A 24,913-nucleotide genomic window follows, 5' to 3' on the forward strand; every position below is an offset into this window, starting at 1 on the left:
CCTTCCGCCCGGCCATTACGCCCCAAGCCCGGCTTCAAACAACATCTACAAGGCGAGTCCGGTCTGGCGGGTCGGCATGCGCCGACTGCCGGAGGCGCGCGGACGCAGCCCTGTCACGCACACCTCCCGGCACCCGGCGCCCGCCACTGACGCCGATCGACCCCGGGCACCGACGAGTTGGCGTGCCATAACACGGGCCCACTGCATGCAAACCGGCCTTGATCTTCTCGAGTCTCACGGGACGTCGGCAGCAACTGCACCAGAAGCATTGCATTTGCGCAACTTGCATTGAAGAACGTAACATGCCCTGCAGAGGATGAACGATCGGCGAGGTGGAACCTGTGAACGGATTCGTTGGGCGTCGTACGGAGCTCGGCCTTCTTGATGACCTACTGGCTCCTGTACGGACTGGCGGACGCAGCGGGCGGCCCGGGCGCGCCGTACTGATCCGAGGGCGCCGACGTGTCGGCAAGTCCCGGCTCGTGGAGGAGTTCCTGGAACGCTCCGGGCTTCCTCATGTCTTCTTCACCGCAGTGGGCGGCGCGAAGGCCGAGGACCTGGCAGGCTTCGCCGCCGAGCTCGCCGTCTCTCCACTCCCCGACGCCGGCCGCGTCGCGGACTTCGCCACCCCGCAGACCTGGGACGCGGCTTTGAGCCTGCTCGCCAGTGTCCTGCCTCCGGACACGCCCAGCGTGGTCGTGCTCGACGAGATGCCCTACCTCGTACGCGAGGACCCCGCTTTCGAGGGCGCGCTCCAGAAGGCATTCGACCGGACGTTGTCCAAGCTCCCCGTACTGCTCGTCCTCATCGGCTCGGACATCGCGATGATGGAGCAGCTGAACACCTACGGTCGCCCCTTCTACCAGCGCGGCACCGAGATGGTCGTACCTCCGCTCAATCCGACCGAGGTCGCCGCCATGCTCGACCTCCCGCCGGCTGAGGCGTTCGACGCCTTCCTGGTCTCTGGCGGCCTCCCGCTCGTCCTTGAGGAATGGCCTCCGGGTGCCACCCTCTGGGACTACCTGGAGCAGGCGCTGGCCCGTCCGACGTCCGCCCTCCTCGTCAGCGGCGAGCGCACTCTGGCCGCCGAGTTCCCCACAGAGGCACAGGCCCGCACCGTGCTGAGTGCCATCGGACACGGGGAACGCACCTTCACCCTGATCGGCCGGGCAGCCGGCGACCTCAATCCAGGCTCTCTGAAACGTTCCCTGGGGCTACTCACCAGCCGACGCATGGTGGCGGCCGACCTTCCGCTGTCCACCAGGCCGAGCCGCGAGAGCCGCTACCACGTAGCCGATCCATACCTGCGCTTCTGGCTCTCCTTCCTCGGGCCCGGCATCCCCATGATCGAGCGCGGGCGTGGACACCGTGTACTCGAATCGATCCGCACCAGTTGGACGTCCTGGCGAGGCCGCGCCGTCGAGCCTGTGATCCGCGAGGCTCTGTGGCGCCTGACCGACGACCGGCTGCCCGAGGCCACCAACGTGATCGGCGGCTACTGGACCCGCACCAACGACCCTGAAATCGACCTCGTCGGCGCCGACCGATCTCCTATCGCCAAGAAGATCACCTTCGTCGGATCCATCAAGTGGCTGGAGAACAAGCCCTTCGACAACCGCGACCTCGCCCGACTCGTCACCCACCGCTCACAACTGCCCGGCACCGACGACTCCACCCCCCTGCTCGCCGTCGCCCGCAGCGGAAGCAGTGCCAACGGCGTCCTCAGCCTCACCCCCGACGACCTCATCACCGCTTGGGCGTGACACGCCAAGGGCCGTCTCCCCCGCAGTGACCGCGTTCGTGCCCCATCCGTGCCCTTCGGAGCGGACAACAGCGGTCAAGCCCGGTGCCCGGAGACCACACCGGCCTTGCCCGACCCGGCCAAACATGCAGGGCAGAGTCACTGCAGCCGTTCAAGGACCGTTGATTCCCAAGCTCAGAGCGCGAGTTCGATTCTCGTCACCCGCTCCATGAAAGAGCCCCAGGCCAACGGCCAGGGGCTTTCTTGTTGGCCCGGAGCGGAATCCGGATGTCGCCGACTGGCTTCGGTCAGCCAGGCCGGGGTGTACATCGGCTCACCATGGGGCCAGCCGCGCCGCCCCGCCCTCGTGCTGTACCAGCGACCTGCTCACGACACTGTCGCGTTCGATGCCGTGCGGTCCATCGGGTGACGTGCAGCCGAGCCCCAGGGCGCGCACCGGGTACGAGTGGCGGGCTGCGAGTTGCTGGGCCAGGTGTCGGCCCGTGGACGTGCCGTAGACGCCGGCCCCGTCGACTTCTTCCCTCTCACAGGCCGGATTCAGCACGCGTCACGGCGCCGAGAGCGTCCGGCCGGCCCTTTGCCGATCGGAACCACCCACCATTCGATACGGCAGGCACCGTGTCATCAGAGCGTTCACCGCGGTCATGGTCCACGTCGTCACCCTTCGCATCTGGCGTGGACTTCTCGTGGAAGCCGGAGAGAAGCGCCCCTTCAGTTGCTGTCCGGCGTGCGCTCACCAAGCTGTAGGCCCCGGCAGCAGGAAACTCCACTGGCCGAGCAGGCCGTCGTGTCGCAGCAGTGACGTCACACCAAGGGCTTGAGGCGCGGCCAGGGAGTCAGGCGGCGATGAGGTCCTGCTCGCGGTCCGGCGTTCCGGCCTTGGGCTGCTTGTTCGGCAGCGCGAGCCGGAAGACCTTGTGCCACGCGGAGAACACCTGCTTGGGCAGCTGGCCGGTGACGTACTCCAGCTCGTACTTCTCGAAGAGCGCGCGCACCTTCACCGCGACCTCGGCGTACCGGTTGCTCGGCAGGTCCGGGAACAGGTGGTGCTCGATCTGGTGCGACAGGTTGCCGGTCATGAAGTGCATGGCCTTGCTGCCGCTGATGTTCGCCGAGCCCATCATCTGGCGCAGGTACCACTGGCCGCGTGTCTCGCCCGTGATCGACCGGCGCTCGAAGACCTGTACGCCCTCGGGGAAGTGCCCGCACATGATCACCGAGTGGGTCCAGAGGTTGCGGACCAGGTTCGCGGTGAACGTGGCGGCGAGTGTGGTGAGGAACGAGGGGCCCGACAGCAGGGGGTGGATCACGTAGTCCTTGAGCACCTGCTTGCGGATCTTGCGGCCCACGGCCCTGGCCCGCGCGCGGAACTCCGGGTTCTTGCGGCGGCGCTTGTGGAGGTTCTTGCCGAGCTCCAGGTCGTACGCCGCGATGCCGTACTCGAAGAAGCAGGCGTTGAGGAAGTTCCACAGCGGCTGGCCGAGGTGGAAGGGGTGCCACTTCTGGTCCTCGTCGACGCGCATGATGCCGTAGCCGAGGTCGTTGTCCTTGCCGATCACGTTGGTGTACGTGTGGTGCAGCTCGTTGTGCGAGTGCTTCCACTGATCGGACGGCGAGACGTGATCCCACTCCCAGGTGGTGGAGTGGATCTTCGGGTCGCGCATCCAGTCCCACTGGCCGTGCAGGACGTTGTGGCCGATCTCCATGTTGTCCATGATCTTCGCCACGGACAGCCCGGCGGTGCCGATCAGCCACGCGGGCGGGAAGATCGAGAACAGCAGCAGACCCCTGCTGACCAGCTCCAGCTTGCGCTGCGCCGAGATGACCCGGCGGATGTAGGCGGCGTCCTTCTCGCCGCGGTTGGCGATCACCTCGTCGCGGATGGCGTCCAGCTCGCGGCCCAGGTCCTCGATCTGCTCCGCGGTCAGGTGGGTGGTGGGGTCGATGGCGGTCAAGGTGCTCCTACCGTTCGATGTCGCAGGGGCCCGCCGCGGCGGACACACAGGTCTGGATGAGGACGCCCGGCTCGGCCTCGGTGATCTCGCCCGTACGCAGGTCGCGGACAGCGCCGGCCTTGAGCGGCGTGACGCAGCCGAAGCAGATGCCCATGCGGCACCCGGAGGGCATGAGTACGCCGCCCTCCTCGCCGATGTCGAGCAACGGCGTGGCGCCGTCCGCGTCGATGGTCTTGCCGGTGGCGCTGAACGTGACCTCGCCGCCTTCGCCGGCGAAGATGATGCCCGTGCGGAACCGTTCGGTGTGCAGGCGTTCTTGGACGCCCTGTTCGGTCCAGTGCTCTTCGGCGGCGTCGAGCAGACCTGCGGGCCCGCAGGCCCAGGTCTCGCGCTCGGCCCAGTCGGGCAGGAGTTCCCGGAGACGGGCGATGTCGAGCTTGCCGTCGGTGTCGGTGTGCACCTCGGTGAGCCGAAGCTTCTTGTCCGCGACCAGGCTGTGCAGTTCATTGCGGAAGATCACGTCCTGAGGCTGTGGCGCGCAGTGGACCATGACGACGTCGTCGAGTTCGGTGTCGCGCAGCATGCCCATCACGGGTGTGATGCCGCTGCCGGCCGTCAGGTAGAGCACCTTGGCGGGCTTGGCCCGCGGCAGGACGAAGTCACCGGTCGCCTGGTCGAGCTGGATCAGCGTGCCCGGTTTCGCTCTGCGGACCAGATGATTGCTGACCTTGCCGTCCGGGATCGCCTTCACGGTGATCGTGATGCGGCCGTCCTGGCGGTTCGTCGGCGAAGTGATGGAGTAGGCACGCCACAGGCGCACCCCATCGACGTCGACCCCGATCCGCACGTACTGGCCGGCCGTGTGGCCGCGCCAGCCCCGCCCCGGCCTGATCACGACAGTCGCGGCGTCACTCGTCTCGGGGTGCACGGCCTCGATGCGCCCCCGTAGGTCAGCGCCCGTACGGAGCGGGCTGACCAGGTCGAGGTAGTCCGACGGCAGCAGCGGCGTCGTGACCATCTCCAGCAGTTTCCACGCCCTGCCGCGAAGGGCTGTACTCGTCATGACCCCAGCTTGCTGTGCCCCCAGGCGTAAAGTCCTGACCACAGGACGTAAATCTGGTCGACTGAATTGTTCACAGGGGACAAAAAATGAGCTATGCAACCCGGAGAGCCAGCGAACTGACCCTGGATGAGACGACGGTCACCGTCCTTCGGGCCGCACTGAAAACCACCGCCGACGAAGTCGTCCAGGCGATCATCGAGGAGGTTCCTCCCTACGCCCGTGCCTTGTCGGGCCGCATGGGCGCCACCATCCGCAGAGCCGTCCGCACCGCCCTGGGGCACTACCTGGATCTTGCGAGCGGGAACACCACAGGCGGCGACGCCGGGGACGCCGCCTACGAGCTGGGCCGCGGCGAGGTGCGCGACGGCCGATCGATGGACGCCCTGCTCAGCGCCTACCGCGTCGGCGCCCGGGTCGCCTGGCGATGTCTGGCAGCGGGTGCCGTACCCGCAGGTCTGCCCGCCGCCGAGGTCGCAAAGTTCGCCGAGCTGACCTTCGCCTACATCGACGAGCTCTCCGCCGCGAGCGCCGCGGGCCACGCCGACGAACTGGCTGCCTGGGGCAGAGACCACGAGCGCCATCTGGAACACCTGGCCCGCGATCTCCTCGCCGGCGCGAGCCCGGACGCGCTGCTGGCCTCCGGCCACCGGGCCAGGTGGCAGCCTCCGGTTTCGCTAACCGCCGTCCTGCTGCCCGCCGCCCAGGCCCGGCCTGCCTACCGGACAGTCGACCCGAACACCCTCGTCCTCGACGATCTGCCGGATGACACCGGTGTGCTCCTCGTCCCCGATGCCGACCGATCACGTCTCCTACGGCAGCTGACCGACCGCGCCGCCGTGGTCGGCCCGGCCCGGCCGTGGACCCACGCGTCCGCCTCGTACGCACGGGCCCTACGCGCGCGCTCCCTTTCCTCCGACATTCGCGACACCGAGGACCACCTGCCCGACCTGGTGCTCAGCGCCGACGCGGACGCGTTCGCAGACCTGCGCGCCGGAGCCCTCGCACCGTTGCAGACCTTGCCTGCCGCAACGGCACGACGGCTGGAGGAGACGTTGCGGGCGTGGCTGCTGCACCAGGGCAGGCGGGACGAGGTCGCGGCGGCGTTGTTCGTCCATCCCCAGACGGTCCGATACCGGATGTCGCAGCTGCGGGAGCTGTTTCCCGATCTCGTATCACCACGCCGGGTCCTTGAACTGACGCTGGCGGTCGGTCTCCGGGTCAGCTGACGCGTCACCTCGTCTACCGCCGCGTCCACGAGCGTCCAGAAATCGTGCTCGTTCCCGGTGCCAGACCGTTATGCCCCTGGAAACGGCCTTCCGGGCGCCGTGACAAGGGCCGGGCCGCTCGGCCCAGGGGCCGCCGCCGCCCTGCGGCGGCCCGTGCCTACCTCCTCCCGGCAGCCGGCCGGACGACCGGCCAGGGCCGAGCTGGCACCCGCGCGAGGGATGATGGGATGGAGTACGAAGCGTGAGGTCAGGAGCTCCCATGACAAAGCTGGTTCACCGACCTCGTGAGGACGCGGAGTTCGATTTCATCCTCGGGAGAAGCAAGGTTCCGGTTCTCGCGTATTTCACCGGGGCATGGCCCAAGGCAATCGAGCCCTGTCGGGTGATGGATGTCGTCGTGGGCGACATCGCCGCCGCCTACACGGGCCGCCTGACGGCCGTCCGGACCGACATCACGCGTTGCCCGATGGCAACCGAGCGATACGGGATCACCGGAGCCCCGTCCTGCCTCCTGCTGAAGGAGGGAGCGGCGGTGGCGCACGGCACGGGGCCTATGACCATCGACGAGGTACGGAAGTTCCTCGACGTTCACCTCTGAGCAGCCGCTGCGGCGCCCGGACCGCCGCTTCTCGTCGCGTTCGAAGCGGACGCGGGCGGTTGGCAGCCCACCTCCCGCATCACCACCGCAGGGCGGTTCGAGGTCGTACGCGAGACCGTGCTCAGGTATTGGCGGGACCATGCGGCCTCTGGTCAGAGCTTCGCTTCGTGAGCCGGTCATCGGGCCGGTCGGGTGGTGGCGAGTTCGCAGGCGCATTCAGTGCCGATAACCGCTGTACGTTCGATCTTCGACCCCGTTTCCGGGTCCACGGGTCAGGAATCGACATCGAATTCGCCTTCGTCGTGACGGCGCTCCGCGATCTGCTCCCGAGAACTCTCGTCACGACGTCCACCCCCACACCTACATCCCGCCTGGAGACTGTCTCGTACGCGGCCGTCGCGGAGGTGGTCTCGCTGGGGAACTGCTCGACTCGGCCGTTGAAGCCCTTGGCCGCCGCCTCCGCTCGTGCCCATCAGTGCCCAGCAGAACGGGCACCAGCGGTCAGGGACGGTGCATCGACCCGTCGCGCTGAGCCGCAAGCTCCTCGCGATGCTGGGAGACTCCGAAACAGATCAGGTCGCGGTGGCCTGACCGTCGCCAACCTTCCCGAAGGGCTGCGGGCCGCCATCGGCGGCCCCGCTCACGGTCTGTGACAGGAAAATGATTCAGGCATTCAAGTTTCGGTTTCGGTGTGCGGCGGGCGGGCTCGCGGTGGATCTGCGGGCAGAGGCCTGCGGGACCGAGGCCGGCATCCCCGCACACAGCGTGCGGATCCACAGGAACATCTGGCTCGGCCTGCCCGCATCCGGCCTGTACTGGAAGGACGCGGCCTGGTTGGCGTTCGGCGTCTCCCTCAACGCCCACGCACTGAGCGAACTCCTGCCCGACGGAATCCTCGTCCAAGTCACCTCGCTCGAATGCCCGTTGAGTGACCACCGGTCCCAAGCAGCAGCGCTGGCGATGGACGGGTGGCTGCACCAGCAGTTCGCTGTGCGCAGCTCAGGGGCCGGCGTCACATACGACCTCGCACAGGGCCGGTTCGCCTTCACCTGGGGGCAGACCGCTCAACCGTTCTCCGACGCGCCTCGGTGAAAAGCTCGGCCCTCACCGTCACAGACGTCGTCCCATCTCCCTCCGCCGGTACCGACGAGGCGCCGCCGGCCTGGGGCGGCCCGCCGCTTCGGGCCGAGCGGGAGGCATCGCGCACGTCCGCGTGGATCACCGCTGCCTCCCCCTGGTGCCGGCTGATCGCCCGGCGGACTTCGGGGCGGAAAAACGTGGCGTGCGGGGGCGTGGGAACCGGGTAACGTCATTGGCATGTTCTTCCAGACGCCGATTTACGAGTGAGAGCGTGACGGGCCCCTGCTGACGTCCCTCGATGTCGCCGGGTCCGTCCCCCACCGAGAATCCGTAGATCACTTCACATCACTCGGGAGAACCCATGACCGTGAGCAAGAACATCAACAACCCCGTGGGTATGGGCGGCGGTAAGCGCAAGAGGCTGTCCCGCGCCGAGCGGCAGAACAACGGTCCGCACCGCAATCTCGACCGCAAGGGTGCCGCCGACCTGAAGGCGGATCTGGTGCGCAAGATGCGCGAGAAGACGGGCGCGGCCGAGGCCGCCGGAGAGTCAGGCGACGACACCGCACAGAGCTGACGCACCGCCGCCGGACGGCGGCATACGGAGCAGGGCCCGGACCGCTACGCACGGTCCGGGCCCTGCTGCCGTACCGGGCGCCGCGCTCCAACCCGTGCGGAGGGGGAGGATTCCCGGGCTCCGCGTTCCGGCCCCCGCTGTCAGTGCCCTCTGCTGTGATGGCCGCAGGGAACGACGGCGCACGACGAGGAGGCGGACCGGTGGGCACGTGGGGCGCGGGGAACTTCGACAGCGACGCGGCGGCGGATCATCTCGCGGGGCTGGTCGACCGGCTGGTGACCGAGGTCACGGACGTCATGAACGGCGATCCCGTGGAGCTGGAGCCGGACGAGTACGGGGGCATGACCGTCCCCTGCAATCTGGAGCTGCTGCTCGTCCTGGCCCGGCAGGGGTGGGTGGGCGTGGCCCTGCCGTCGCCCGAGGTGATCCGGGCCTGGCAGGAGACGTTCCTGGCCGTGTGGGAGCGGACGATCGACGGCCTGGAGCCGAGTCCCGCCTACAAGGACGAACGCAGGGCGGTGCTCAACGGGACGTTCGAACAGCTCGCCGCGGCGTCGGCGGCGGTGACGTAGCGGCCGCGCCGGGAACAGGAGGTCCGGCCCGCGCGGTTGCATCGACCGAGGACCGGCTCCGTACGGGCGGGACGCACGGAGGCCGCGAGGCCGGCCGCCCGCCACGATCCGGGCCCGCCCCCAGGACCGTGGTGAGCCCGCCGCGTGTCCGGACCAGGACATAGTTCCGCAGGAGGACTTTTCTCATGACTGACCGGCCCTTGACGCTGATGGCAGTACACGCCCACCCCGACGACGAGGCCACCGGAACCGGAGGAGTCCTCGCGCGGTACGCCGCCGAGGGCGTCCGCACGGTTCTGGTGACCTGTACCGACGGCGGTTGCGGTGACGGGCCGGGGGGCGTCAAGCCGGGCGACCCCGGGCACGACCCGGCGGCCGTCGCGGCGATGCGCAGGAAGGAGCTGGAGGCGAGCTGTGAGGTCCTGAAGATCAGCGATCTGGAGATGCTCGACTACGCCGACTCCGGGATGATCGGCTGGCCGAGCAACGACGCCCCCGGCTCCTTCTGGAACACACCCGTCGAGGAGGGCGCCGCCCGGCTCGCGGAACTCATCGAGCACTACCGGCCCGACGTGGTCGTCACCTACGACGAGAACGGCTTCTACGGCCACCCCGACCACATCCAGGCCCACCGCATCACGATGGCGGCGCTGGAGAGGACCGCGCTCACCCCGAAGGTGTACTGGACGACGATGCCGCGCTCGATGATGCAGCGGTTCGGGGAGACGATGCGCGAGTTCCAGGAGGACATGCCGGAGCCGGATCCCGCCGAGGCCGCCGCGATGGCCGAGATCGGCCTCCCCGACGACCAGATCACCACATGGGTGGACACCACCGCGTTCAGCGACCAGAAGTTCGATGCGCTGGCCGCCCACGCCAGTCAGGGCGAGAACATCTTCTTCCTCAGGATGGGCAAGGAGAGGTTCGGCGAGCTGATGGGCACGGAGACCTTCGTCCGCGTCAAGGACGCCACCGGCGCCGCCGTACCCGAGACCGATCTGTTCGCCGGGTTGCGCTGACCCGCCCGCCCGGGCCCGTCTCCGGAACCGCTCGCCGGTCTCCTCGACGCCCGTGACCCGCCCATGCAGAAGCCCCCGGCCGGGCGGCCGGGGGCTTCGGGACGTTCGCGGCGGTCGGGTGTGTCTGTCGCAGCGTGCGGGGTCCGTGGTCAGCGCACGGGGAAGCCGAAGGAGTACCCCTGCTCCTTCAGCCAGGGCAGCACCTCGCGCAGAGCGGCCAGGGTCTCGGAACGCTCGCCGCCCGCGTCGTGGAAGAGGATGGTCGGTCCGTTGGAGATCTCGCTCTTGACGGTGGCGACCATGTTGTCCACGCCGGGGTGCTCGAAGTCCTTGGTATCGACGTTCCAGCCCAGCGGGCGCATTCCCCGGGACGCGGCGAGCTGCCGGCTGTACGGGGTGAAGGCACCACCAGGGGCCCGGTAGTACTGGGGCCGGACACCTCCGGACGCCTCCGTGATCATGCGTTCGGCGTCCAGGATCTGCTGGGACTGGTAGGCCTCGGACTTGGTGTCCATGGCGGTGTCGTGCGAGACGGTGTGGTCGCACAGCCTGTGTCCGTCCGCCACGACCTTCTTGACCAGCTCGGGATAGGCCTTGGCCTGCGTGCCCACCATGCAGAAGGTGGCCTTCACCCCGCTGTCCTCGAGCAGTTCGAGCACCTGCGGCGTCCAGACCGGGTCAGGCCCGTCGTCGATGGTGATGTTGACGCCCCGGGGCCCGCGGTCCGATGCGTGCGCGATGTCGGCCGCCACCTCGGTCACGGCCTGCTCCTGGGACCGGGCCTCGGGCTTCCGCCCCCCGGTGGGGTCGGCCTGAGCGGTCCACACGGAGGTGGCTGCGGCCAGCGCCGTCACTCCGAGCCCTGCCGCGAGAAGCCGGCTGTGCCATCCCCTTCCCTTGTGCTTCGCCATGTCCGCCCCGCCCCTTTTTACTGACTCCACCGATGCCGAGCCCCATCAAGTCACACGAACACCCTGATCAGGTGCCTCTGTTACGGATCGCTTACGAACCCGCCGGGGAGCAGCGACAAACGAAGAGGTTCCGCGACAGACGCAGAGCCAACGCAGAGGCAACGGACGAGGCCCACGGCGAACGGGAGGAGCACGTCAGCAAACGGGAGGAGCCCGTCAGCGAACTGACGGGCTCCCACGGGGCAATGACGCCTAACCTGCTGTCAGATCAGATCGTCGGTGTGTCGTCCACGACCTCCTTGTGCGGCTCCACCACGAACTTCCAGCCTTCGCTGGGCTCCAGGAACCGCACGCGGGTCGGGTAGATGTCCAGGGCACGGCGGTCACGGTTCTGGGCACCGTTCTTCCGCCCCCGGGCCGGCTCCTCGTAGAGGTCGATCTTGACGTCCGGTACGGCGACGGTCTCCTCGCTCCAGCGCTGGACGATGCCCGCGCCGAACGCGTCACGCGCGGCGGCGTAGAGCGAATCCAGGGATGCCGCTCCGCCGTCGGGCACGAAAAGGGCGAGGTTCAGGAGGACACCGGCGCTCCGCAGGACCTCGATCTCCTCCCCCGTCTTGTCAGCGACCCATATTCCACGCTCTTCGGCGTTGTCCGGGAGGACATGAATTTCCTTGCCGAAGATCGTCCTCGCGGCGAAGGAACCGCCCTCGAAGTTCTTACCCGGCTCCGTGAGAAATGCCGGGGCAAAGCAGTCGAGAGGAAGGTCATCCATCTCCGCCGAGACGAAGATGCCGTCCTGGAGGCCCAGTTCCGCAACCTGTTCGGCCGTGAGACGTCGAGCCGTAACCTTCTCGGTATTCACGCCATTCCCCTTTTTTCGAGGCGTCCTGTAAATTCATTATGACTATATCACGGAAATGATCACCCAGTTCCATGCGGGAGCCTTGGCACGCTCAGCGACACGACGGATGTGCCCTGTAATTCCATCCGCGGAGGCGCGGGAGGTGAATAACTGCGCATTGCCGGAGAAATTCGACCTCCGTCGAGAATTCACGGGGCGTGACGCGCCGCACCGGTCCGCCGGGGAGGCGCCGACGGGGCCGCGGAGGTACTTTCGCCGGACCCCGGCGGCCGCGCAGAGTGGTCCGTATGACGACACCCGCGGAGCTGCTCCGCTCCTTCGCCCGCACCCGCGCCTCGCTCGACGGCGAGGAGATCACGTACTGGTGGTCAGGGGACGTGTACGCATGGGCCCCGGACGAGCCCTACCGGCGCGTCTTCGGCTTCGAGGGGCTGAACGTCGCCCGTCTGGTCGAGGACGTCGAAGCCGGCCCGGACGCCTGGCAACTCCTCACCCGCGAGGCCGCCTTCTATCTGGACCCGGCCTCCCGCGAGATCCTGGAGACCTGGCAGGACCAACCGGTGGTGCACGTCTGGAACGATCCGGCGAACCAGAAGTGGCGCCCCTTCCCGGTCCCGACGACCGAGCTGGGCGGTCAGGTCTGCTTCAGCCTGGAGATCCCGCTCTCCTACCCCTCGCCGCTGCCGGTCGCCCAGTACCCCGTCCACTCGGCCGGCGACACGTACAAGGCCCTGGAGCTCTTCCAGTTCTTCGCCGACCGCGCCGATCTGGAGGGAACGGCCGCAAGCGTCCCGGCCACCATGTCGTGGACCCGGATGTCCCCCTGGCTGCCGTGGATGGCCCGCGGGCAACGGCCCGGCGGCCTCACCTTCCACTGCCGGGGACGCAAGCTCGCTTCGTACACGGAGGTACCCGGGCGGACCCGGGCCTACATCGCGGAGCACCACCCGGAGTTCGCCCACGCACCCGAGAGCTGGACCGAGCCGAACGAGACCAGCTGGACGTACTTCCGCAGGCTCAACCCACCGGAGTAGCGGCACGGCGGGCGGCTCCGAGGTCTTCCGCGCGCCCTCCCGCGGAGCCGGGGCTCCTGCCCTCGGAGCGGGGTGGAGCCGGCTCCCGGACGACGTGGGCCGGGGTCGCGTACGGCGGGTTTCCCCGTACGCGCTCCCGGCCGGCCGTGTCCCGTGCCTTCACGGGACCGGTGTCACAGGACCGGCCTTCACAGGGCCGGCATCACGGAACGAGCTTGAGGAGCTTGTTCGGGGAGCCCGTCCCGACGCCGGTGAGGACACCGGACGTCGCGCCGTTCACGAGTGCCGAGGCCACGGTCGCCGGGGCGGCTCCCGGGTGGCTCGTCAGGTAGACCGCCGCCGCCCCGGAGACGTGGGGCGCGGCGAAGGAGGTGCCGTTACCGGTGTAGGTGGCGGAGTCGGAGGTGTTCCAGCCGGCCGTGATGGCGGATCCGGGGGCGAAGATGTCGACAACGGGGCCGTAGTTCGAGTAACTCGCCCTGGCGTCGGTGCGGGTGGTGGCGCCCACGGTGATGGCGGTGTCCACCCTGGCCGGGGAGTACGCCGACGCGAGCGCGCCCGAGTTGCCCGCCGCGACCGAGTAGGTGACCCCGGAGGCGATCGACCGGCGTACCGCGTTGTCCAGTGTGGTGCTCGCGCCGCCGCCGAGCGAGACGTTGGCGACGGACGAGGCGACGTGGTTGGCGGTGATCCAGTCGACGCCGGCGATGACACCCGCGGTGGTGCCGGAGCCGTCGTTGCCGAGGACCCGGACCGCGACGATCTTCGCCTTCTTCGCCACGCCGTAGGTGCTCCCCGCGACGGTCGTGGCGACATGGGTGCCGTGGCCCGCGCCGTCCTGTGCGGTGCTGTCGTTGTCGACGAAGTCGTAGCCGTACGAGGCCCGGCCGGCGATCTCCTGGTGGGTGATGCGTACGCCGGTGTCGAGGACGTACACGGTCGCGCCGCCGCCACCCGTGTCCGGGTAGGTGTACGTGCCGCTCAGCGGGAGGTTCGTCTGGTCGATCCGGTCGAGGCCCCAGGGCGCGCTGCTCTGGGTGGCGGTCGAGTGGACCCTCTGGTCCTGCTCGACCGAGGCGACCGCCGGGTCCGCGGCGAGCCGCTTCGCCTCGGCGCTGCTGAGCGTGGCGGCGTAGCCGTTCAGCGCCGACGTGTAGGTCCGCTCGATCGTTCCGCCGTGGTCGGCTATCAGCCGCTTGCCCTCCGCCGCGGACGCCTTGAGCCCGGACGTCGGCGCGAGCGTGACGATGTAGCTGCCCGGCACCGCCCCGGCCGCCCCCGCGTGCAGGACTCTGCCCTCGGGTCCGGCCGCCTGGGCGGGTAACGCCGCCGCGCCGGCCGCCCATGCCGCGGTCGTCGCGACCGCGATCGCCAGCGCGATCCGCCTCCTGGTGTTGCGCACTGCTGCCATCGAGAGGTCCTCCTCGAACAGGGGCGCGCCACGGGTTCGACGCGCCGTCGGGTCGCGGCGTACGGACTCGTACGCCGCGGTCCGACGATGGCGGGGTGCGTCCGGGCGGACAAGGAATCCCGGGAAGCTGTCATGGGCGCGCCATACTGGTGACCGTGCGTCCATCCGGCGTCACACGGGGCAACACGCGCTTCACAGGGGCGCTGTCCCGCGGCGGGCCGCAGGACGGACCCGCACCGCACCGCGCCGCGTACGGACCTCCCTCGCGCCGTCCGGACGGGGAGACCTTGACCACATCCGGGGAGGCGCCGGGATGCCGGGGAGGCGTCCCCGTGTTGGCGACGGGTGGACCTGACCCCACCCGAACAGGACACGCAGTGACTGACGAGAACGCCCGACGCGCGGCAGACGCCCTCTCACGCCCCTTCTCCGTCCGCGGACTGACCTCCCGCAACCGGATCGCCATGGCGCCCATGACCCGGCAGTTCTCCCCGGGCGGCGTCCCGGGCCAGGACGTCGCGGAGTACTACGCGCGCCGGGCCGCCGGAGGCGTGGGGCTGATCATCACCGAGGGGACCTACGTCGATCACGCGTCCGCCGGTACGAGCGGACAGATCCCGGTGTTCCACGGCGAGGACGCGTTCGCGGGCTGGTCCGGCGTGGTCGACTCCGTGCACCGGGAGGGCGGGGCGATCATTCCGCAGCTGTGGCACGTGGGCGTCACGCGCGCCGAGGGCGCGCCGCCCGTGGCGGAAGCGGAACCGGTCGGCCCGTCGGGTGTCTCCCTGTCCGGCGAGCCCAAGGGCCGCGCGATGACGCAGCAGGACCTCGATGACGTCATCGCCGCGTTCGCGGACGCGGCCGCCGCCGCGGAGCGCCTCGGCTTCGACGGTGTCGAGCTGCACGGTGCGCACGGCTACCTGATCGACCAGTTCCTGTGGGAGGGCAGCAACCGCCGCACCGACGCGTACGGCGGCGGCATCGTCGCGCGTACCCGTTTCGCGGCGGAGATCGTGGCGGCGTGCCGCGCGGCCGTGTCCGACTCCTTCCCCCTCTTCTTCCGCATGTCCCAGTGGAAGATGGACGCCTACGAGGCGAAGCTCGCCCGGACCCCCGAGGAACTGGACGCCCTCCTCACGCCGTTGGCGGAGGCCGGCGTCGACGTCTTCCACGCGTCCACCCGCCGCTACTGGCTGCCGGAGTTCGAGGACTCCGACCTGAACCTCGCCGGGTGGGTGAAGAAGATCAGCGGCAGGCCGACGGTCACCGTCGGCTCGGTCGGCCTGGACGGGGACTTCTTCAGCGCCTTCCAGGGCGACAGCTCCTCGGTCACCGGCATCGACCAGCTGCTGGACCGGATGGAGCGGGACGAGTTCGACATGGTCGCCGTGGGCCGTGCGCTGATCGCCGACCCCGAGTGGGCCGCCAAGACCCTGCTCGGGCGCACGGCGGACATCACACCGTTCGGGGCGGAGATGCTGAAGACCCTGCGCTGACGTGACCGGGCCGCACGGAGTCGCGGCCCACGACGTCGCCCGGACGCGGGACAGGACCTGTGAACGCTCCAGGCCCTGTCCCGCGCCGTTCCGCCCCCGCCCGGACGCGGCGCGGTGTACTGTTTTCGAGTCCTGTTGTCTCCGATAGAGGTGGACGTTGCGCATCTGAGGTCCGCGATCATCGCGCGGTACGGCCCCTGCCGTAGCCCGTCACGCCCTGTCGGCTTTCCTGCCGCCCCGTGACCCTCCGCGTGGATGCGACCTCGGTGCATGAGCCGTCCCCCGTATGTCCGGGCAGGCCTCACCCATCCCGTCCCGGCCGGTCGCCGCGTGGTGCTCGCACACGAAGCCCCTGTTCACACGCTTGCGACTGCGAGGACCACATGTCACACCCCACCGCACCCGCCGCCTCCCTCACCTGCTCCGCCCTGTCCTTCCGGTGGCCGGACGGCACCGAGGTCTTCGACGGGCTGTCCCTCGCCGTCGGCAGGGGCCGCACCGGGCTCGTCGGGACCAACGGCTCCGGCAAGTCCACCCTGCTGCGGCTGCTGGCCGGCCGGCTGAAGCCTTCCGCGGGCTCGGTGGCCGTCGGCGGGCATCTCGCCTACCTCCCGCAGAACCTCACCCTCGACACGGACCTCCGCGTCGAGGACGCCCTCGGCATCACGGAGCGGCGTACGGCGCTGCGCGCCATCGAGGCCGGCGACGTCGCCGAGAAGCACTTCGAGACGGTCGGCGACGACTGGGACGTCGACGAGCGGGCCCTGGCCACCCTGGGATCGCTCGGTCTCACGGACATCGGTCTCGACCGCACCGTGGGGCAGATGTCCGGCGGCGAGACCGTGCTGCTGCGGCTCGCGGCGCTGCTGCTGGAGCGTCCCGACGTCCTGCTGCTGGACGAACCGACCAACAACCTCGACGTGTTCGCGCGCCGACGGCTGTACGAGGCCGTCGAGTCGTGGCGCTCCGGCGTCCTCGTCGTGGTCAGCCACGACCGCGACCTGCTGGAACGCGTGGACCGCATCGCCGAGCTGCGCACCGGGACGGTCAGCTGGTTCGGCGGCGGCTGGTCCGCCTACGAGGAGGCCGTGGCCACCCAGCAGGAAGCGGCCGGACGCATGGTGCGGTCCGCCGAGTCCGACGTACGCCGTCAGAAGCGCGAGCTGGAGGAGGCCCGGATCAAGGTGGCCCGCCGCCAGCGGCACAACAAGAAGCTGGACGCCCAGCGGCGTGCGCCGAGGATCGTCGCGGGCGCGCACAAGCGGTCCTCGCAGGAGGCGGCGGGCAAGCTCCGCGGCCTGCACGAGGACCGGCTCCAGGAGGCACGGGAGCGGCGCGACGCGGCGTCGGAAGCCGTCCGGGACGACGACGAGATCAGGGTGCGGCTCCCGCACACCGCCGTCCCGGCGGGTCGTACGGTCCTGAGCGCGCAAGGGCTCCGCCTCCGTTTCGGTTCCCTGCGCGACGGGACGCTCCACGTCCAGGGCCCCGAGCGCATCGCCCTGATCGGGCGCAACGGGGCGGGAAAGACGACCCTGCTGCGCACCCTCACCGGGGAGCTCGCACCCGCCTCCGGAGAGGCCAGGGCCCACGTTCCGCTGCGCTTCCTGCCGCAGCGGCTCGACGTGCTCGACGACGCGCTGAGCGTCGCCGGGAACGTGGCTCGGACGGCGCCCGGGACCACCGACAACGAGATCCGCAGCCAGCTGGCCCGCTTCCTGTTCAAGGGGGCGCGCGCCGAACAGCCCGCGGGCACCCTCTCCGGCGGTGAGCGCTTCCGCGCCGCCCTCGCCGCCACGATGCTCGCCACACCGGCCCCGCAACTGCTGGTGCTGGACGAGCCGACCAACAACCTCGACCTGGCCGGCGTGCGGCAGCTGACCGGCGCGCTCACGTCCTACGAGGGCGCGCTGATGATCGCCGGGCACGATCTGGCGTTCCTCGAGTCGGTCGGGATCACCCGCTGGCTGCTCGTGGGTGAGGAGATCACGGAACTGACCGCGGAGGAGGTCCACGAGCTGCTCGACGCACCCGACACGTTCGTCTGACCGGTGGTGTACTGGAGGGTGCGGGCCGCGTCCGGGGCCCGCACCAGGTACCCACCGGCTACCGAAACCGGGTCCCGCCATGCACCCTGCTCATGCTTTCCGAGGCGTTCCCCGGGCCGTGGCGGGCACGGCCGTCGTGCTGCTCGCGGTCGCCGGCCCCGCCGACGCGGCCGGTGCGGACGCTCCGCCGACCGCCCCTCCGGCCGCCACCGCCCCGTCTCCCGGTCCGCCGTCCGACCGGACCGACCCGCGCTCGGAGACCGCCGAGCTCGGCATCCCGTCGATCGGAGTGCGCGACCTGCGCGTCGTACCGTACGAGGGGACGACGGACGACGGGCCGGGGACCAGGATCCAGGACCGCGGTGTGGCGGCCTCCCCGTACGGCGAGGACGGCGGCGTCGGGCCCGGTGAGGTCGGCAACTACCTCGTGACGGCCCACCGGTTGTCCGCCGGGGGTCCGTTCCGGGACCTGCCGGCACTGGACGAGGGGGACAAGGTCCTCGTGACGGAGGGCGGCACGGTGTACGAGTACCGGATCACCGGGACCCGGCAGACGTCCTTCCGGTCCGAGCACTCGCTGGCCGAGCAGCGGGCCGCGGTGCCGGGTGAGCCGGGTGAGAAGCCGACCCGGGCGATGATCACCCTCTCCACCTGCGCGACCCCGGAGGACGACGCGGCCGGACGCTTCTGGCGCGACGCCCACCACAACCCGGAGCACCGCATCGACAAGATCGGCGTGCTGGTGTCCTCCCTGCCCGCGTGAACGGGAAGCCGGTCGCGCCGCAGGCGTGTTCACCGACCGCCGGACAGGTCGTCGGGCAGCTCCAGCCACCGTGACGTGCCGGGATCGACGACGTACGCGCTGCCGTCCAGCCTGACGCGTACGCCCGGCCGTTCCGAGTCCGGTACCGCGATCCGCAGGCGCTCGGCGCGCAGGCGCAGGTCCACGTCCCAGTGCCGGCGGAAGCGGAGCCGCATCCGGAACTTCGAGAGCTGCGGCAGGGTGGCCGGAGCGAGCCACAGGGCGTCGTCGCGGGTCTCCAGCCCCGTCATCCCGCGCTGCACGAAGTCGAGGGTGCCCGCCATCGCCCCCAGGTGGATACCCTCCTCGGTCGTGCCGCCCTGGATGTCGACCACGTCCCCGATCAGCGCCTCCTCGCAGTACCGCCAGGCCTCGTCCCGGTTGACCCTCGCCAGGACCCAGGCGTGGACGAGGGAACTGAGGGTGGAGCCGTGGCTCGTCCGTCCCACGTAGTAGTCGACGGTGGCCCGCCACGCCTCGTCGTCGAGCGTGTGGCCGAGCCGGCCGAACAACGCGGCGAGTTCCTTCGGTGAGAAGAGGTAGCCCAGCATCAGCACGTCGGCCTGCTTGGACGCCTGGTAGCGGTTGGCCGTGTCACCCTCCGCCTCCAGGATGCGGTCGAGGCGCCGGATGTCCCCGTACCGCTGCCGGTACGCCTCCCAGTCCAGCTCCTTCAGGTCCCCGTAACCGGCGAACTGGCTGATGACCCCCTGGTGGTGGGGCACGTACAGCTTCCGGGAGACGTCGTCCCAGCGGTCCGTCTCCGCCGGGTCCATCCGGAGCCGGTCGAGGAGCTGCCGGTACCGGCTCGCCGGCAGGTCACGGGAGAGATCGCCGGCCCGCGCCAGCACCCAGGCAGCCGTCACGTTCGTGTACGTGTTGTCGTCGAGTCCCGGCGCGTCGGAGTCCGGATAGGCGTCGTGGTACTCGTCGGGTCCGACGACGCCCCGGATGCGGTACCGCTCCAGGCCGTCGTCCCACTCGGCGCTGTCCGCCCAGAAGCGGGCGATCTGTATCAGCATCTCCGCGCCCTTGGAGTAGAGGTACTCCGTGTCGCCGGTCGCCTGGCAGTACTGCCACACGTTGTACGCCACCGCCGAGCCGACGTGGTGCTGCAAACGCGAACGGTCGGGGAGCCAGCGTCCCGAGCGCGGGTTGAGATGGACCTCCTGGGTCTCCTCGCGCCCCTCGTCGGCGCTCTGCCACGGGTACATCGCCCCCGTCCTGCCGACCGCCTCCGCCGCCGCGCAGGCCGCGGGCAGCCGCCGGTGGCGGTAGTCCAGCAACCCCCGGGAGACCTCGGGGAGATGCAGGTTCAGGAAGGGCAGGACGAACAGCTCGTCCCAGAAGACGTGGCCCCGGTAGGCCTCCCCGTGCAGACCTCTGGCCGGTACCCCGACGTCGAGCTCCGCGGTGTGCGGGGACAGGGTCTGGAGCACATGGAAGAGGTGCAGCCGCAGGATGCGTCCGGGCTCGCCCGGCACCTCCAGCTTCACCTGCTGCCACAGGTCCGCCCAGGCCCGGCGGTGCGAGGACCGGAGCCGGTCGTACACCGGAGCCTCCCTCGCCGACGCCACCGCGGCCCGCACCGGGCTGCCGATCGCCGGGTCCCGGGTGGTGTGGAGGCCGACCGTCTTGTCGACGACCGCGTCGGAGTCCGGGGCGAGCGGGAGCAGCAGCGTCTGGTGGACCGCGCGGGGCTCCTGCCGGGGTTCGGCCCGGTGGTGGCCGTCGCGTTCCGGTCCGCAGGAGGCCACGGTGCGGGCGGCCAGGGCGATACCGATGTCCGACTCCACCGTGTGGCAGCGCAGCCACACCACGGAGCCCGGTTCCGTGCCCGTCTCCCAGCCGGTGAGATGCCGGTCGGCCAGGTCGCGGTAGCGCGCCACACCGCTGTTGCGTACGTCGCCGTCGATCCCCGACTCCACCTCCAGCTCCCCCGACCACCCTTCGGCGGTGAACACCGTGTGCAGCGCCGCGAGATGGGGATCGCCCATGTGCACCAGGCGTTCCTGCTCCACCGTCAGCCGCCGGCCGGAGCCGTCCTCGTAGACCGAGCGGCGGGTCAGGATCCCGCCGCGCAGGTCGAGCGACTGCCGGTGGTCCACGAGGTGCTCGTGGTCGGGGGTCAGCCACGGGCCGGGGCGGGCGTCTGCGGGGTGCATGCGGTAGCGCAGCGGCAGCCAGTCGGGGAGGTTGACCATGTCCTCGTTCTCGACCTGGCGTCCCTGGACGGAGGAGGTCAGCCGGTTGTAGCAGCCCGCCACATAGGTGCCCGGGTAGTGGATCCCTCCTGCCGGTGTCTCGGGCGCGGCTCCCCTGGTAGCGAAGTAGCCGTTGCCGAGCGTGCACAGGGCTTCGCGCAGCCGCTCCTTCTCCGGCTCGTATCCCTCGTACGTCCAGGTCCAGCCGCGTGCCATCAGTCCTCCCCGGTGATCAGCAGGTCCCCGGGGTCGGCCACCACGAGGTCCGCGCCGTGCCGCCGCAGATCGCCGGCGCCCTCGGGACTGTCCGTACGGTCCACCCCGACGACGAGCCCGAAGCCGCCTCGCCGGCCCGCTTCCACTCCGGCCAGCGCGTCCTCCACGACGGCCGTGTCCCCGACGGGTACGCCCAGTCGTCGTGCCGCCTCGGTGAACAGCGCGGGGTCCGGTTTGCCGGGCAGTTCCAGTCGCCGCGCCTCGTTGCCGTCGACCACCGCCGTGAAGAGGTCCAGGAGACCGGCACCTGCCAGCAGCTCGGTCGCGTGCCGGGACGCGGACGCGGCGGCGATCGGCACCCTCGCGTCGTGCAGCACGCGCAGGAGACGGACCGTTCCCGGCCAGACGGCGACCGGATGGGCGCGGATGCTCCGGGTGAACTCCTCGTCCTTGCGGGCGGCGACGGCGCGGACCGTCCCGGTGCCCGGTGGGTCGTCGGGGCCGCCCTCGGGAAGGGCGAGGCCTCTGGAGGCGAGGAAGGCGGCGGCACCGTCCATGCGTGACCGGCCGTCGACGTGGCGCCGGTAGTCCTCCGCCTCGTCGAAGGGCGGCTGGCCCTCGTGGAGGTCCAGACAGGCGTCGAAGGCGATCTTCCAGGCCGCGGCGTGCGTCGGAGCGGAGTCGGTGATCACACCGTCCGTGTCGAAGACGACGGCGTGGACGGAGAGCAGGACTGCGGCCGGTGACGGTGCGCGTGCCATGACCGGGGTCCCTTCGTCGACGCGTCGAGCGAGAAGTCGGAAAAGTGTCCTGGAGTGCCCTCCGGGATTACCGTGAAGACATGGCCAGTACCGAGCGTCAGACCGACAGGCGGGCTGAGTACGTGTGTCCGGCCTGCAAGCAACCCGTCGCGACCGTGCCGGCGCGGCACAAGACCCTTGGCATCTTCGTCCCGCACTGGGGTCCGGGGCCGTGTCACAACGCCGATTGCAGCAGCTACGAGGCCAGGTCGTCCGAGGACTCCGGCGCCGACCGTGGGGCGGGTTCCGCACACCGGTGAGGAGCACCGGGCACCGGGACCGGTCCCGCCGTCATGACCGGGCGTCCGGATCGCGCGTACCGCGCGCCGGGAGCAGGTGTACCGGGGAGCCATCGTGACCTCACGGTTCAGACGTTCAGGCTGAGGCGCTGACCGGGGAAGATGAGGTGCGGCCCCTGGTCCAGGACCTCACGGTTCCTCTCGTACAGCGCGTGCCATCCGCCGGAGACGTCCGCGCGCTCGGCGATCGTCGAGAGGCAGTCACCGGACTCCACGACGTACGACTCCTCGTCGACGAGGTCCTCGGAGTGGTGCGTCACGCTGCTGCCGCCGGACGCGGAGCTGCCGTTCGCGCCGTTGTCGGTGCGGCCGGAGGCGGAACCGCCGGACGACGTGCTGCCGGATCCCGAGCCACTGGACGCGTTGTCGTTCGAACTACCGGCCGACTGACGGGACGGCGCCGACGGGGCGGCCTCGCTCCGGTCCGCATTGCCGGACGACGACTGGCCGGCCGAGGAGGACGGCGAGCCCGACGTACCGCTCGCACCGAGGCGGCCGCAGGTGGGCCAGGCGCCCATTCCCTGTGAGCGGGCGACGCGCTCGCCGACGGCGATCTGCTCGGACCGCGTGGCGAGGTCGGCGCGGGGTGCGTACTGCCCGCCGCCGTAGGCGCGCCAGGTGGAGGGGGCGAACTGCAGTCCGCCGTGGTAGCCGTTCCCGGTGTTGGTGTTCCAGCGGCCGCTGCTCTCGCACTGCGCGATGCGGTCCCAGTCCGTGCCGGCCGTGACGGTCGGCGCGACGACGGTGGGCGCGACGACGGCCCGGGCGGGGGCGGCCTGGGCGGGGATCGTGGCGGGTGCCTGGGCGGGGGCGTCAGCGGCACTGCGGCCGGCGAGGCCGAGCACGCTCAGGAGGACGAGCAGAAGGGCGAGCACCGATTCGACGGGCCGCTTGGCGAGGGGTGATGCCGGCATGACGGTATGTCCTCCGCTGTGCTCGAGAGACGTACAAGGGCACGAACAGATAAGCCGCCGATAATCTTTTTCTGGGGCTTTGACGCGTTCAACGCCCGCACATTCACTCGGGTGGAGGTTCTTCCATGGCACTGTTCGGCAACGCGCACACCGTCGATCCGGCCGCGGCACAACGCGACTACGCACGTCTTCTGGGGCAGGGCGAGCAGGTGCACGCCGCGTACCTGCTGATCCGCGACACGATCCTCTTCACCGATCGCAGGCTTGTCCTCGTCGACAAGCAGGGAATCACCGGCAAGAAGGTGGAGTACCACTCCGTGCCGTACCGCAGCATCACGCACTTCGCGGTGGAGACGGCGGGGACCTTCGACCTGGACGCCGAGCTGAAGATCTGGGTCTCCGGCTCCGCCACCCCGATCCAGAAGACGTTCACCAAGGGGGTCGACATCTACGAGGTGCAGGCCGTCCTCACCCAGTACGTCGCGGGGTAGACGCCGGGGAGGGCTCAGCTCTTCCTGGCCCGCAGCCTCGCCATCTCCTTCCGGATCGCCGGGAGTTGTGCGTAGAGCGCCTCGCCCGGGCAGTACGTCTGGAAGGTGTCGCGGTGGCCGGCGACAGCGTGGAGATAGACGGCCTCACCGCGCTCGTAGAGGCTCTCGTCGTTCGTCGAGACCATCCGCACGAAGCCCAGGGGGTCGACGCTCCGGTCCAGCTTCCACGCGCCCACCTTCGCGATGCCCTCGATGAGCGCCTTCGGCACCGGAACACCGGGGTCGAAGGTGCCGAGGGCCGCGATCCCCACACTGTGCGCGTTGAACCCGGTGGTGTGGGCCCCGCGCACGGACCGTGCGACACCGCCCGCCCGGCCTTCGTAGATGGTCCCGCAGCGGTCGACGACGAAGTTGTAGCCGATGTCGTCCCAGCCCTCGCCCCGGACGTGCATCTCCTCCATCGCCCGGAGCATCCTGGGGGCGTCGGCGCAGTCGTACCGGTTGGTGTGGCCGGTGTGGTGGACGAAGACGGCCTTGACCGTCCCCGTGTACACCGCGTCCTCCCGCACCATGCCCTCGTCCGCGTGCCACTGCGCCCGGCTGACGATGGCGGGCCGGGGGGCCGCCGTCGGCTCCGCCGGATTCGCGGCGGCGCGATCGGGCCCCACGAGCCGTACCGGCGCGTCCCGGAACACCAGGAAGGCGAGCGGCACGACCATGGCGCACACGACTGTTCGGCGAAGCCACATAGGGCCACCATGCGCGCTGACCAGCCACGTCGCAGGCACCAGGCGCCCGATCGGGTGACATCCGGCAGCCGACCGGACCACCGCCGTCCGGGCGGTCAGGAGGCGGCGACCGCCTGCTGCTCCATGATCCGTGCCGCGCGGTGCGGGGACGTGTCGAGCCGGGCCAGCACACCGGGGACCACGGCGTTGGGGAGGATGAGTTCGAAGAGGGCCGATATCTCGGCGACCAGATCCGGCGGCTCGGCCATGGACTCGGTGACCAGCTGGACCCCGGTCCACGCCCCGACGACCAGCCGGGAGGTGGCCTCGGGGTCCACGTGCGGAAGGAGCTCGCCGCGCTCCTTGGCCTCGGTCAGCAACTCCGTCCCGATGACGATCCAGTCCGGCCAGCGGGTGCCGAAGAGTCCGCGCGCCCGCGGGTCGACCGAGAGCCGGATCGAGGCGCTGAGCAGGGGCTCCCGGGGCAGCCGGTAGGCGAGCAGGAGCGCCATGTCCACCCACTCCTGCAGCTTGAAGGTCTGCGGAGTGACCCCGTCCGAGGTCACGGCCTCCTGGAGGACACCACGGGCCAGCTCTTCCTTCGACGTGAAGTGGAAATAGAGGGAACCCCGCGTCAGACCGGCCCGGTCGAGGATCGCGGCGATGGTGGCTGCGTCGTAGCCGTGCTCGTCGAAGACCTCGGCCGCGGCTTGCAGAAAGATTCGGCGCGTGCGGATCGCCCGTTGCTGTCGTGCCAACTCGCGCTCCCCTTTGAACGTGCATGACGCTACTTCAAAAAGTACCGGTGAGCCGGTATCATATCAGCGCCGAAACATCTATTT

22 protein-coding genes are annotated in these 24,913 nt (G+C 70.1%); 12 read left to right on the top strand and 10 right to left on the bottom strand.

All coding sequences use genetic code 11. The annotated features are described in order from the left end of the window. The first annotated feature begins 341 nt into the window (after positions 1-341). Positions 342-1,763, top strand: coding sequence for an ATP-binding protein (locus IA22_RS0106570; RefSeq protein WP_030122992.1), 1,422 nt, complete (start codon positions 342-344; stop codon positions 1,761-1,763). 835 nt (positions 1,764-2,598) lie between these two features. Here the strand turns inward: IA22_RS0106570 and IA22_RS0106575 are convergent. Further along, a complete protein-coding gene (locus IA22_RS0106575) occupies positions 2,599-3,717 on the bottom strand; it encodes a fatty acid desaturase family protein (protein ID WP_030122993.1) in 1,119 nt (372 codons plus the stop codon). 7 nt (positions 3,718-3,724) lie between these two features. Then, positions 3,725-4,780, bottom strand: coding sequence for a ferredoxin reductase (locus IA22_RS0106580; protein ID WP_030122994.1), 1,056 nt, complete (start codon positions 4,778-4,780; stop codon positions 3,725-3,727). Between the two features lie 86 nt (positions 4,781-4,866). Between IA22_RS0106580 and IA22_RS0106585 the strand changes: the two genes are divergently transcribed. From IA22_RS0106585 to IA22_RS0106610, 6 genes are all read left to right on the top strand, one after another. Then, positions 4,867-6,006, top strand: a complete 1,140-nt coding sequence (locus tag IA22_RS0106585) for a PucR family transcriptional regulator (RefSeq protein WP_030122995.1) — start codon at positions 4,867-4,869, stop codon at positions 6,004-6,006. Between the two features lie 259 nt (positions 6,007-6,265). Next, positions 6,266-6,604, top strand: coding sequence for a thioredoxin family protein (locus IA22_RS0106590; protein WP_030122996.1), 339 nt, complete (start codon positions 6,266-6,268; stop codon positions 6,602-6,604). Between the two features lie 711 nt (positions 6,605-7,315). Further along, the gene (locus IA22_RS0106595; RefSeq protein WP_157840920.1) at positions 7,316-7,696 is read left to right on the top strand and encodes a hypothetical protein; all 381 of its coding nucleotides are present in this window, start codon (positions 7,316-7,318) and stop codon (positions 7,694-7,696) included. 349 nt (positions 7,697-8,045) lie between these two features. Next, entirely contained in the window at positions 8,046-8,261 is a 216-nt protein-coding gene (locus IA22_RS0106600; RefSeq protein ID WP_030122998.1) for a DUF6243 family protein, read from the top strand. A gap of 200 nt (positions 8,262-8,461) precedes the next feature. Continuing rightward, positions 8,462-8,833, top strand: a complete 372-nt coding sequence (locus IA22_RS0106605) for a DUF4259 domain-containing protein (protein WP_030122999.1) — start codon at positions 8,462-8,464, stop codon at positions 8,831-8,833. Positions 8,834-9,018: 185 nt separating this feature from the next. Next, positions 9,019-9,852 (top strand): PIG-L family deacetylase, encoded by an 834-nt coding sequence (locus tag IA22_RS0106610; RefSeq protein WP_030123000.1) that lies wholly within the window; start codon positions 9,019-9,021, stop codon positions 9,850-9,852. A 149-nt stretch (positions 9,853-10,001) separates the two neighbouring features. Here the strand turns inward: IA22_RS0106610 and IA22_RS0106615 are convergent, their stop codons facing one another. Together IA22_RS0106615 and IA22_RS0106620 are read right to left on the bottom strand one after the other, a co-directional pair. Next, positions 10,002-10,763, bottom strand: coding sequence for a polysaccharide deacetylase family protein (locus IA22_RS0106615; protein ID WP_030123001.1), 762 nt, complete (start codon positions 10,761-10,763; stop codon positions 10,002-10,004). Between the two features lie 268 nt (positions 10,764-11,031). Further along, positions 11,032-11,628 carry a hypothetical protein gene (locus IA22_RS0106620; RefSeq protein ID WP_015577817.1) on the bottom strand — a complete coding sequence of 199 codons (597 nt, stop codon included), beginning with the start codon at positions 11,626-11,628 and terminating at the stop codon, positions 11,032-11,034. Positions 11,629-11,915: 287 nt separating this feature from the next. Between IA22_RS0106620 and IA22_RS0106625 the strand changes: the two genes are divergently transcribed. Beyond that, positions 11,916-12,662 (top strand): DUF1838 family protein, encoded by a 747-nt coding sequence (locus IA22_RS0106625; protein WP_030123002.1) that lies wholly within the window; start codon positions 11,916-11,918, stop codon positions 12,660-12,662. Between the two features lie 202 nt (positions 12,663-12,864). Here IA22_RS0106625 and IA22_RS37980 read toward each other — a convergent pair whose 3' ends face one another. Then, entirely contained in the window at positions 12,865-14,073 is a 1,209-nt protein-coding gene (locus tag IA22_RS37980) for a S8 family peptidase (protein ID WP_030123003.1), read from the bottom strand. A 377-nt stretch (positions 14,074-14,450) separates the two neighbouring features. Between IA22_RS37980 and IA22_RS0106635 the strand changes: the two genes are divergently transcribed. From IA22_RS0106635 to IA22_RS0106645, 3 genes are all read left to right on the top strand, one after another. Continuing rightward, a complete protein-coding gene (locus IA22_RS0106635; RefSeq protein WP_030123004.1) occupies positions 14,451-15,569 on the top strand; it encodes an NADH:flavin oxidoreductase in 1,119 nt (372 codons plus the stop codon). A gap of 383 nt (positions 15,570-15,952) precedes the next feature. Further along, the gene (locus IA22_RS0106640; RefSeq protein WP_030123005.1) at positions 15,953-17,617 is read left to right on the top strand and encodes an ABC-F family ATP-binding cassette domain-containing protein; all 1,665 of its coding nucleotides are present in this window, start codon (positions 15,953-15,955) and stop codon (positions 17,615-17,617) included. Positions 17,618-17,735: 118 nt separating this feature from the next. After that, positions 17,736-18,380 (top strand): class E sortase, encoded by a 645-nt coding sequence (locus tag IA22_RS0106645; RefSeq protein ID WP_038271881.1) that lies wholly within the window; start codon positions 17,736-17,738, stop codon positions 18,378-18,380. Positions 18,381-18,409: 29 nt separating this feature from the next. Here the strand turns inward: IA22_RS0106645 and IA22_RS0106650 are convergent, their stop codons facing one another. From IA22_RS0106650 to IA22_RS37985, 3 genes are all read right to left on the bottom strand, one after another. After that, positions 18,410-20,839 carry a glycoside hydrolase family 65 protein gene (locus IA22_RS0106650; protein ID WP_030123007.1) on the bottom strand — a complete coding sequence of 810 codons (2,430 nt, stop codon included), beginning with the start codon at positions 20,837-20,839 and terminating at the stop codon, positions 18,410-18,412. After that, positions 20,839-21,600: an HAD family hydrolase gene (locus IA22_RS0106655; protein WP_015577823.1), complete on the bottom strand. Its 762-nt coding sequence runs from the start codon at positions 21,598-21,600 to the stop codon at positions 20,839-20,841. Before IA22_RS0106655 ends, IA22_RS0106650 begins: the two co-directional genes overlap by 1 nt. Before the next feature lie 406 nt (positions 21,601-22,006). After that, the gene (locus IA22_RS37985) at positions 22,007-22,852 is read right to left on the bottom strand and encodes a LysM peptidoglycan-binding domain-containing protein (protein ID WP_015577825.1); all 846 of its coding nucleotides are present in this window, start codon (positions 22,850-22,852) and stop codon (positions 22,007-22,009) included. Between the two features lie 125 nt (positions 22,853-22,977). Here IA22_RS37985 and IA22_RS0106665 point away from each other — a divergent pair, with 125 nt between their 5' ends. Beyond that, on the top strand, positions 22,978-23,343 hold the full coding sequence (locus IA22_RS0106665; RefSeq protein ID WP_014155349.1) for a PH domain-containing protein: 366 nt from the start codon (positions 22,978-22,980) through the stop codon (positions 23,341-23,343). Positions 23,344-23,357: 14 nt separating this feature from the next. Here IA22_RS0106665 and IA22_RS0106670 read toward each other — a convergent pair whose 3' ends face one another. After that, entirely contained in the window at positions 23,358-24,092 is a 735-nt protein-coding gene (locus IA22_RS0106670) for a peptidoglycan recognition protein family protein (RefSeq protein ID WP_030123009.1), read from the bottom strand. A 95-nt stretch (positions 24,093-24,187) separates the two neighbouring features. Beyond that, positions 24,188-24,829 (bottom strand): ScbR family autoregulator-binding transcription factor, encoded by a 642-nt coding sequence (locus IA22_RS0106675; RefSeq protein ID WP_014155347.1) that lies wholly within the window; start codon positions 24,827-24,829, stop codon positions 24,188-24,190. Positions 24,830-24,913 lie beyond the last annotated feature (84 nt).

This window comes from Kitasatospora papulosa, from assembly GCF_000717245.1.
Lineage (GTDB): Bacteria > Actinomycetota > Actinomycetes > Streptomycetales > Streptomycetaceae > Streptomyces > Streptomyces papulosus.

What these genes read in the sequence shown, in the direction of transcription:
- IA22_RS0106600 (WP_030122998.1), top strand. Translation starts at nt 8,046, where the DNA reads ATGACCGTGAGCAAGAACATCAACAACCCCGTGGGTATGGGCGGCGGT.
- IA22_RS0106670 (WP_030123009.1), bottom strand. Translation starts at nt 24,092, where the DNA reads ATGTGGCTTCGCCGAACAGTCGTGTGCGCCATGGTCGTGCCGCTCGCC.
- IA22_RS0106585 (WP_030122995.1), top strand. Translation starts at nt 4,867, where the DNA reads ATGAGCTATGCAACCCGGAGAGCCAGCGAACTGACCCTGGATGAGACG.
- IA22_RS0106590 (WP_030122996.1), top strand. Translation starts at nt 6,266, where the DNA reads ATGACAAAGCTGGTTCACCGACCTCGTGAGGACGCGGAGTTCGATTTC.
- IA22_RS0106650 (WP_030123007.1), bottom strand. Translation starts at nt 20,839, where the DNA reads ATGGCACGCGGCTGGACCTGGACGTACGAGGGATACGAGCCGGAGAAG.
- IA22_RS0106665 (WP_014155349.1), top strand. Translation starts at nt 22,978, where the DNA reads ATGGCACTGTTCGGCAACGCGCACACCGTCGATCCGGCCGCGGCACAA.
- IA22_RS37980 (WP_030123003.1), bottom strand. Translation starts at nt 14,073, where the DNA reads ATGGCAGCAGTGCGCAACACCAGGAGGCGGATCGCGCTGGCGATCGCG.
- IA22_RS0106655 (WP_015577823.1), bottom strand. Translation starts at nt 21,600, where the DNA reads ATGGCACGCGCACCGTCACCGGCCGCAGTCCTGCTCTCCGTCCACGCC.
- IA22_RS37985 (WP_015577825.1), bottom strand. Translation starts at nt 22,852, where the DNA reads ATGCCGGCATCACCCCTCGCCAAGCGGCCCGTCGAATCGGTGCTCGCC.
- IA22_RS0106625 (WP_030123002.1), top strand. Translation starts at nt 11,916, where the DNA reads ATGACGACACCCGCGGAGCTGCTCCGCTCCTTCGCCCGCACCCGCGCC.
- IA22_RS0106610 (WP_030123000.1), top strand. Translation starts at nt 9,019, where the DNA reads ATGACTGACCGGCCCTTGACGCTGATGGCAGTACACGCCCACCCCGAC.
- IA22_RS0106615 (WP_030123001.1), bottom strand. Translation starts at nt 10,763, where the DNA reads ATGGCGAAGCACAAGGGAAGGGGATGGCACAGCCGGCTTCTCGCGGCA.
- IA22_RS0106640 (WP_030123005.1), top strand. Translation starts at nt 15,953, where the DNA reads ATGTCACACCCCACCGCACCCGCCGCCTCCCTCACCTGCTCCGCCCTG.
- IA22_RS0106580 (WP_030122994.1), bottom strand. Translation starts at nt 4,780, where the DNA reads ATGACGAGTACAGCCCTTCGCGGCAGGGCGTGGAAACTGCTGGAGATG.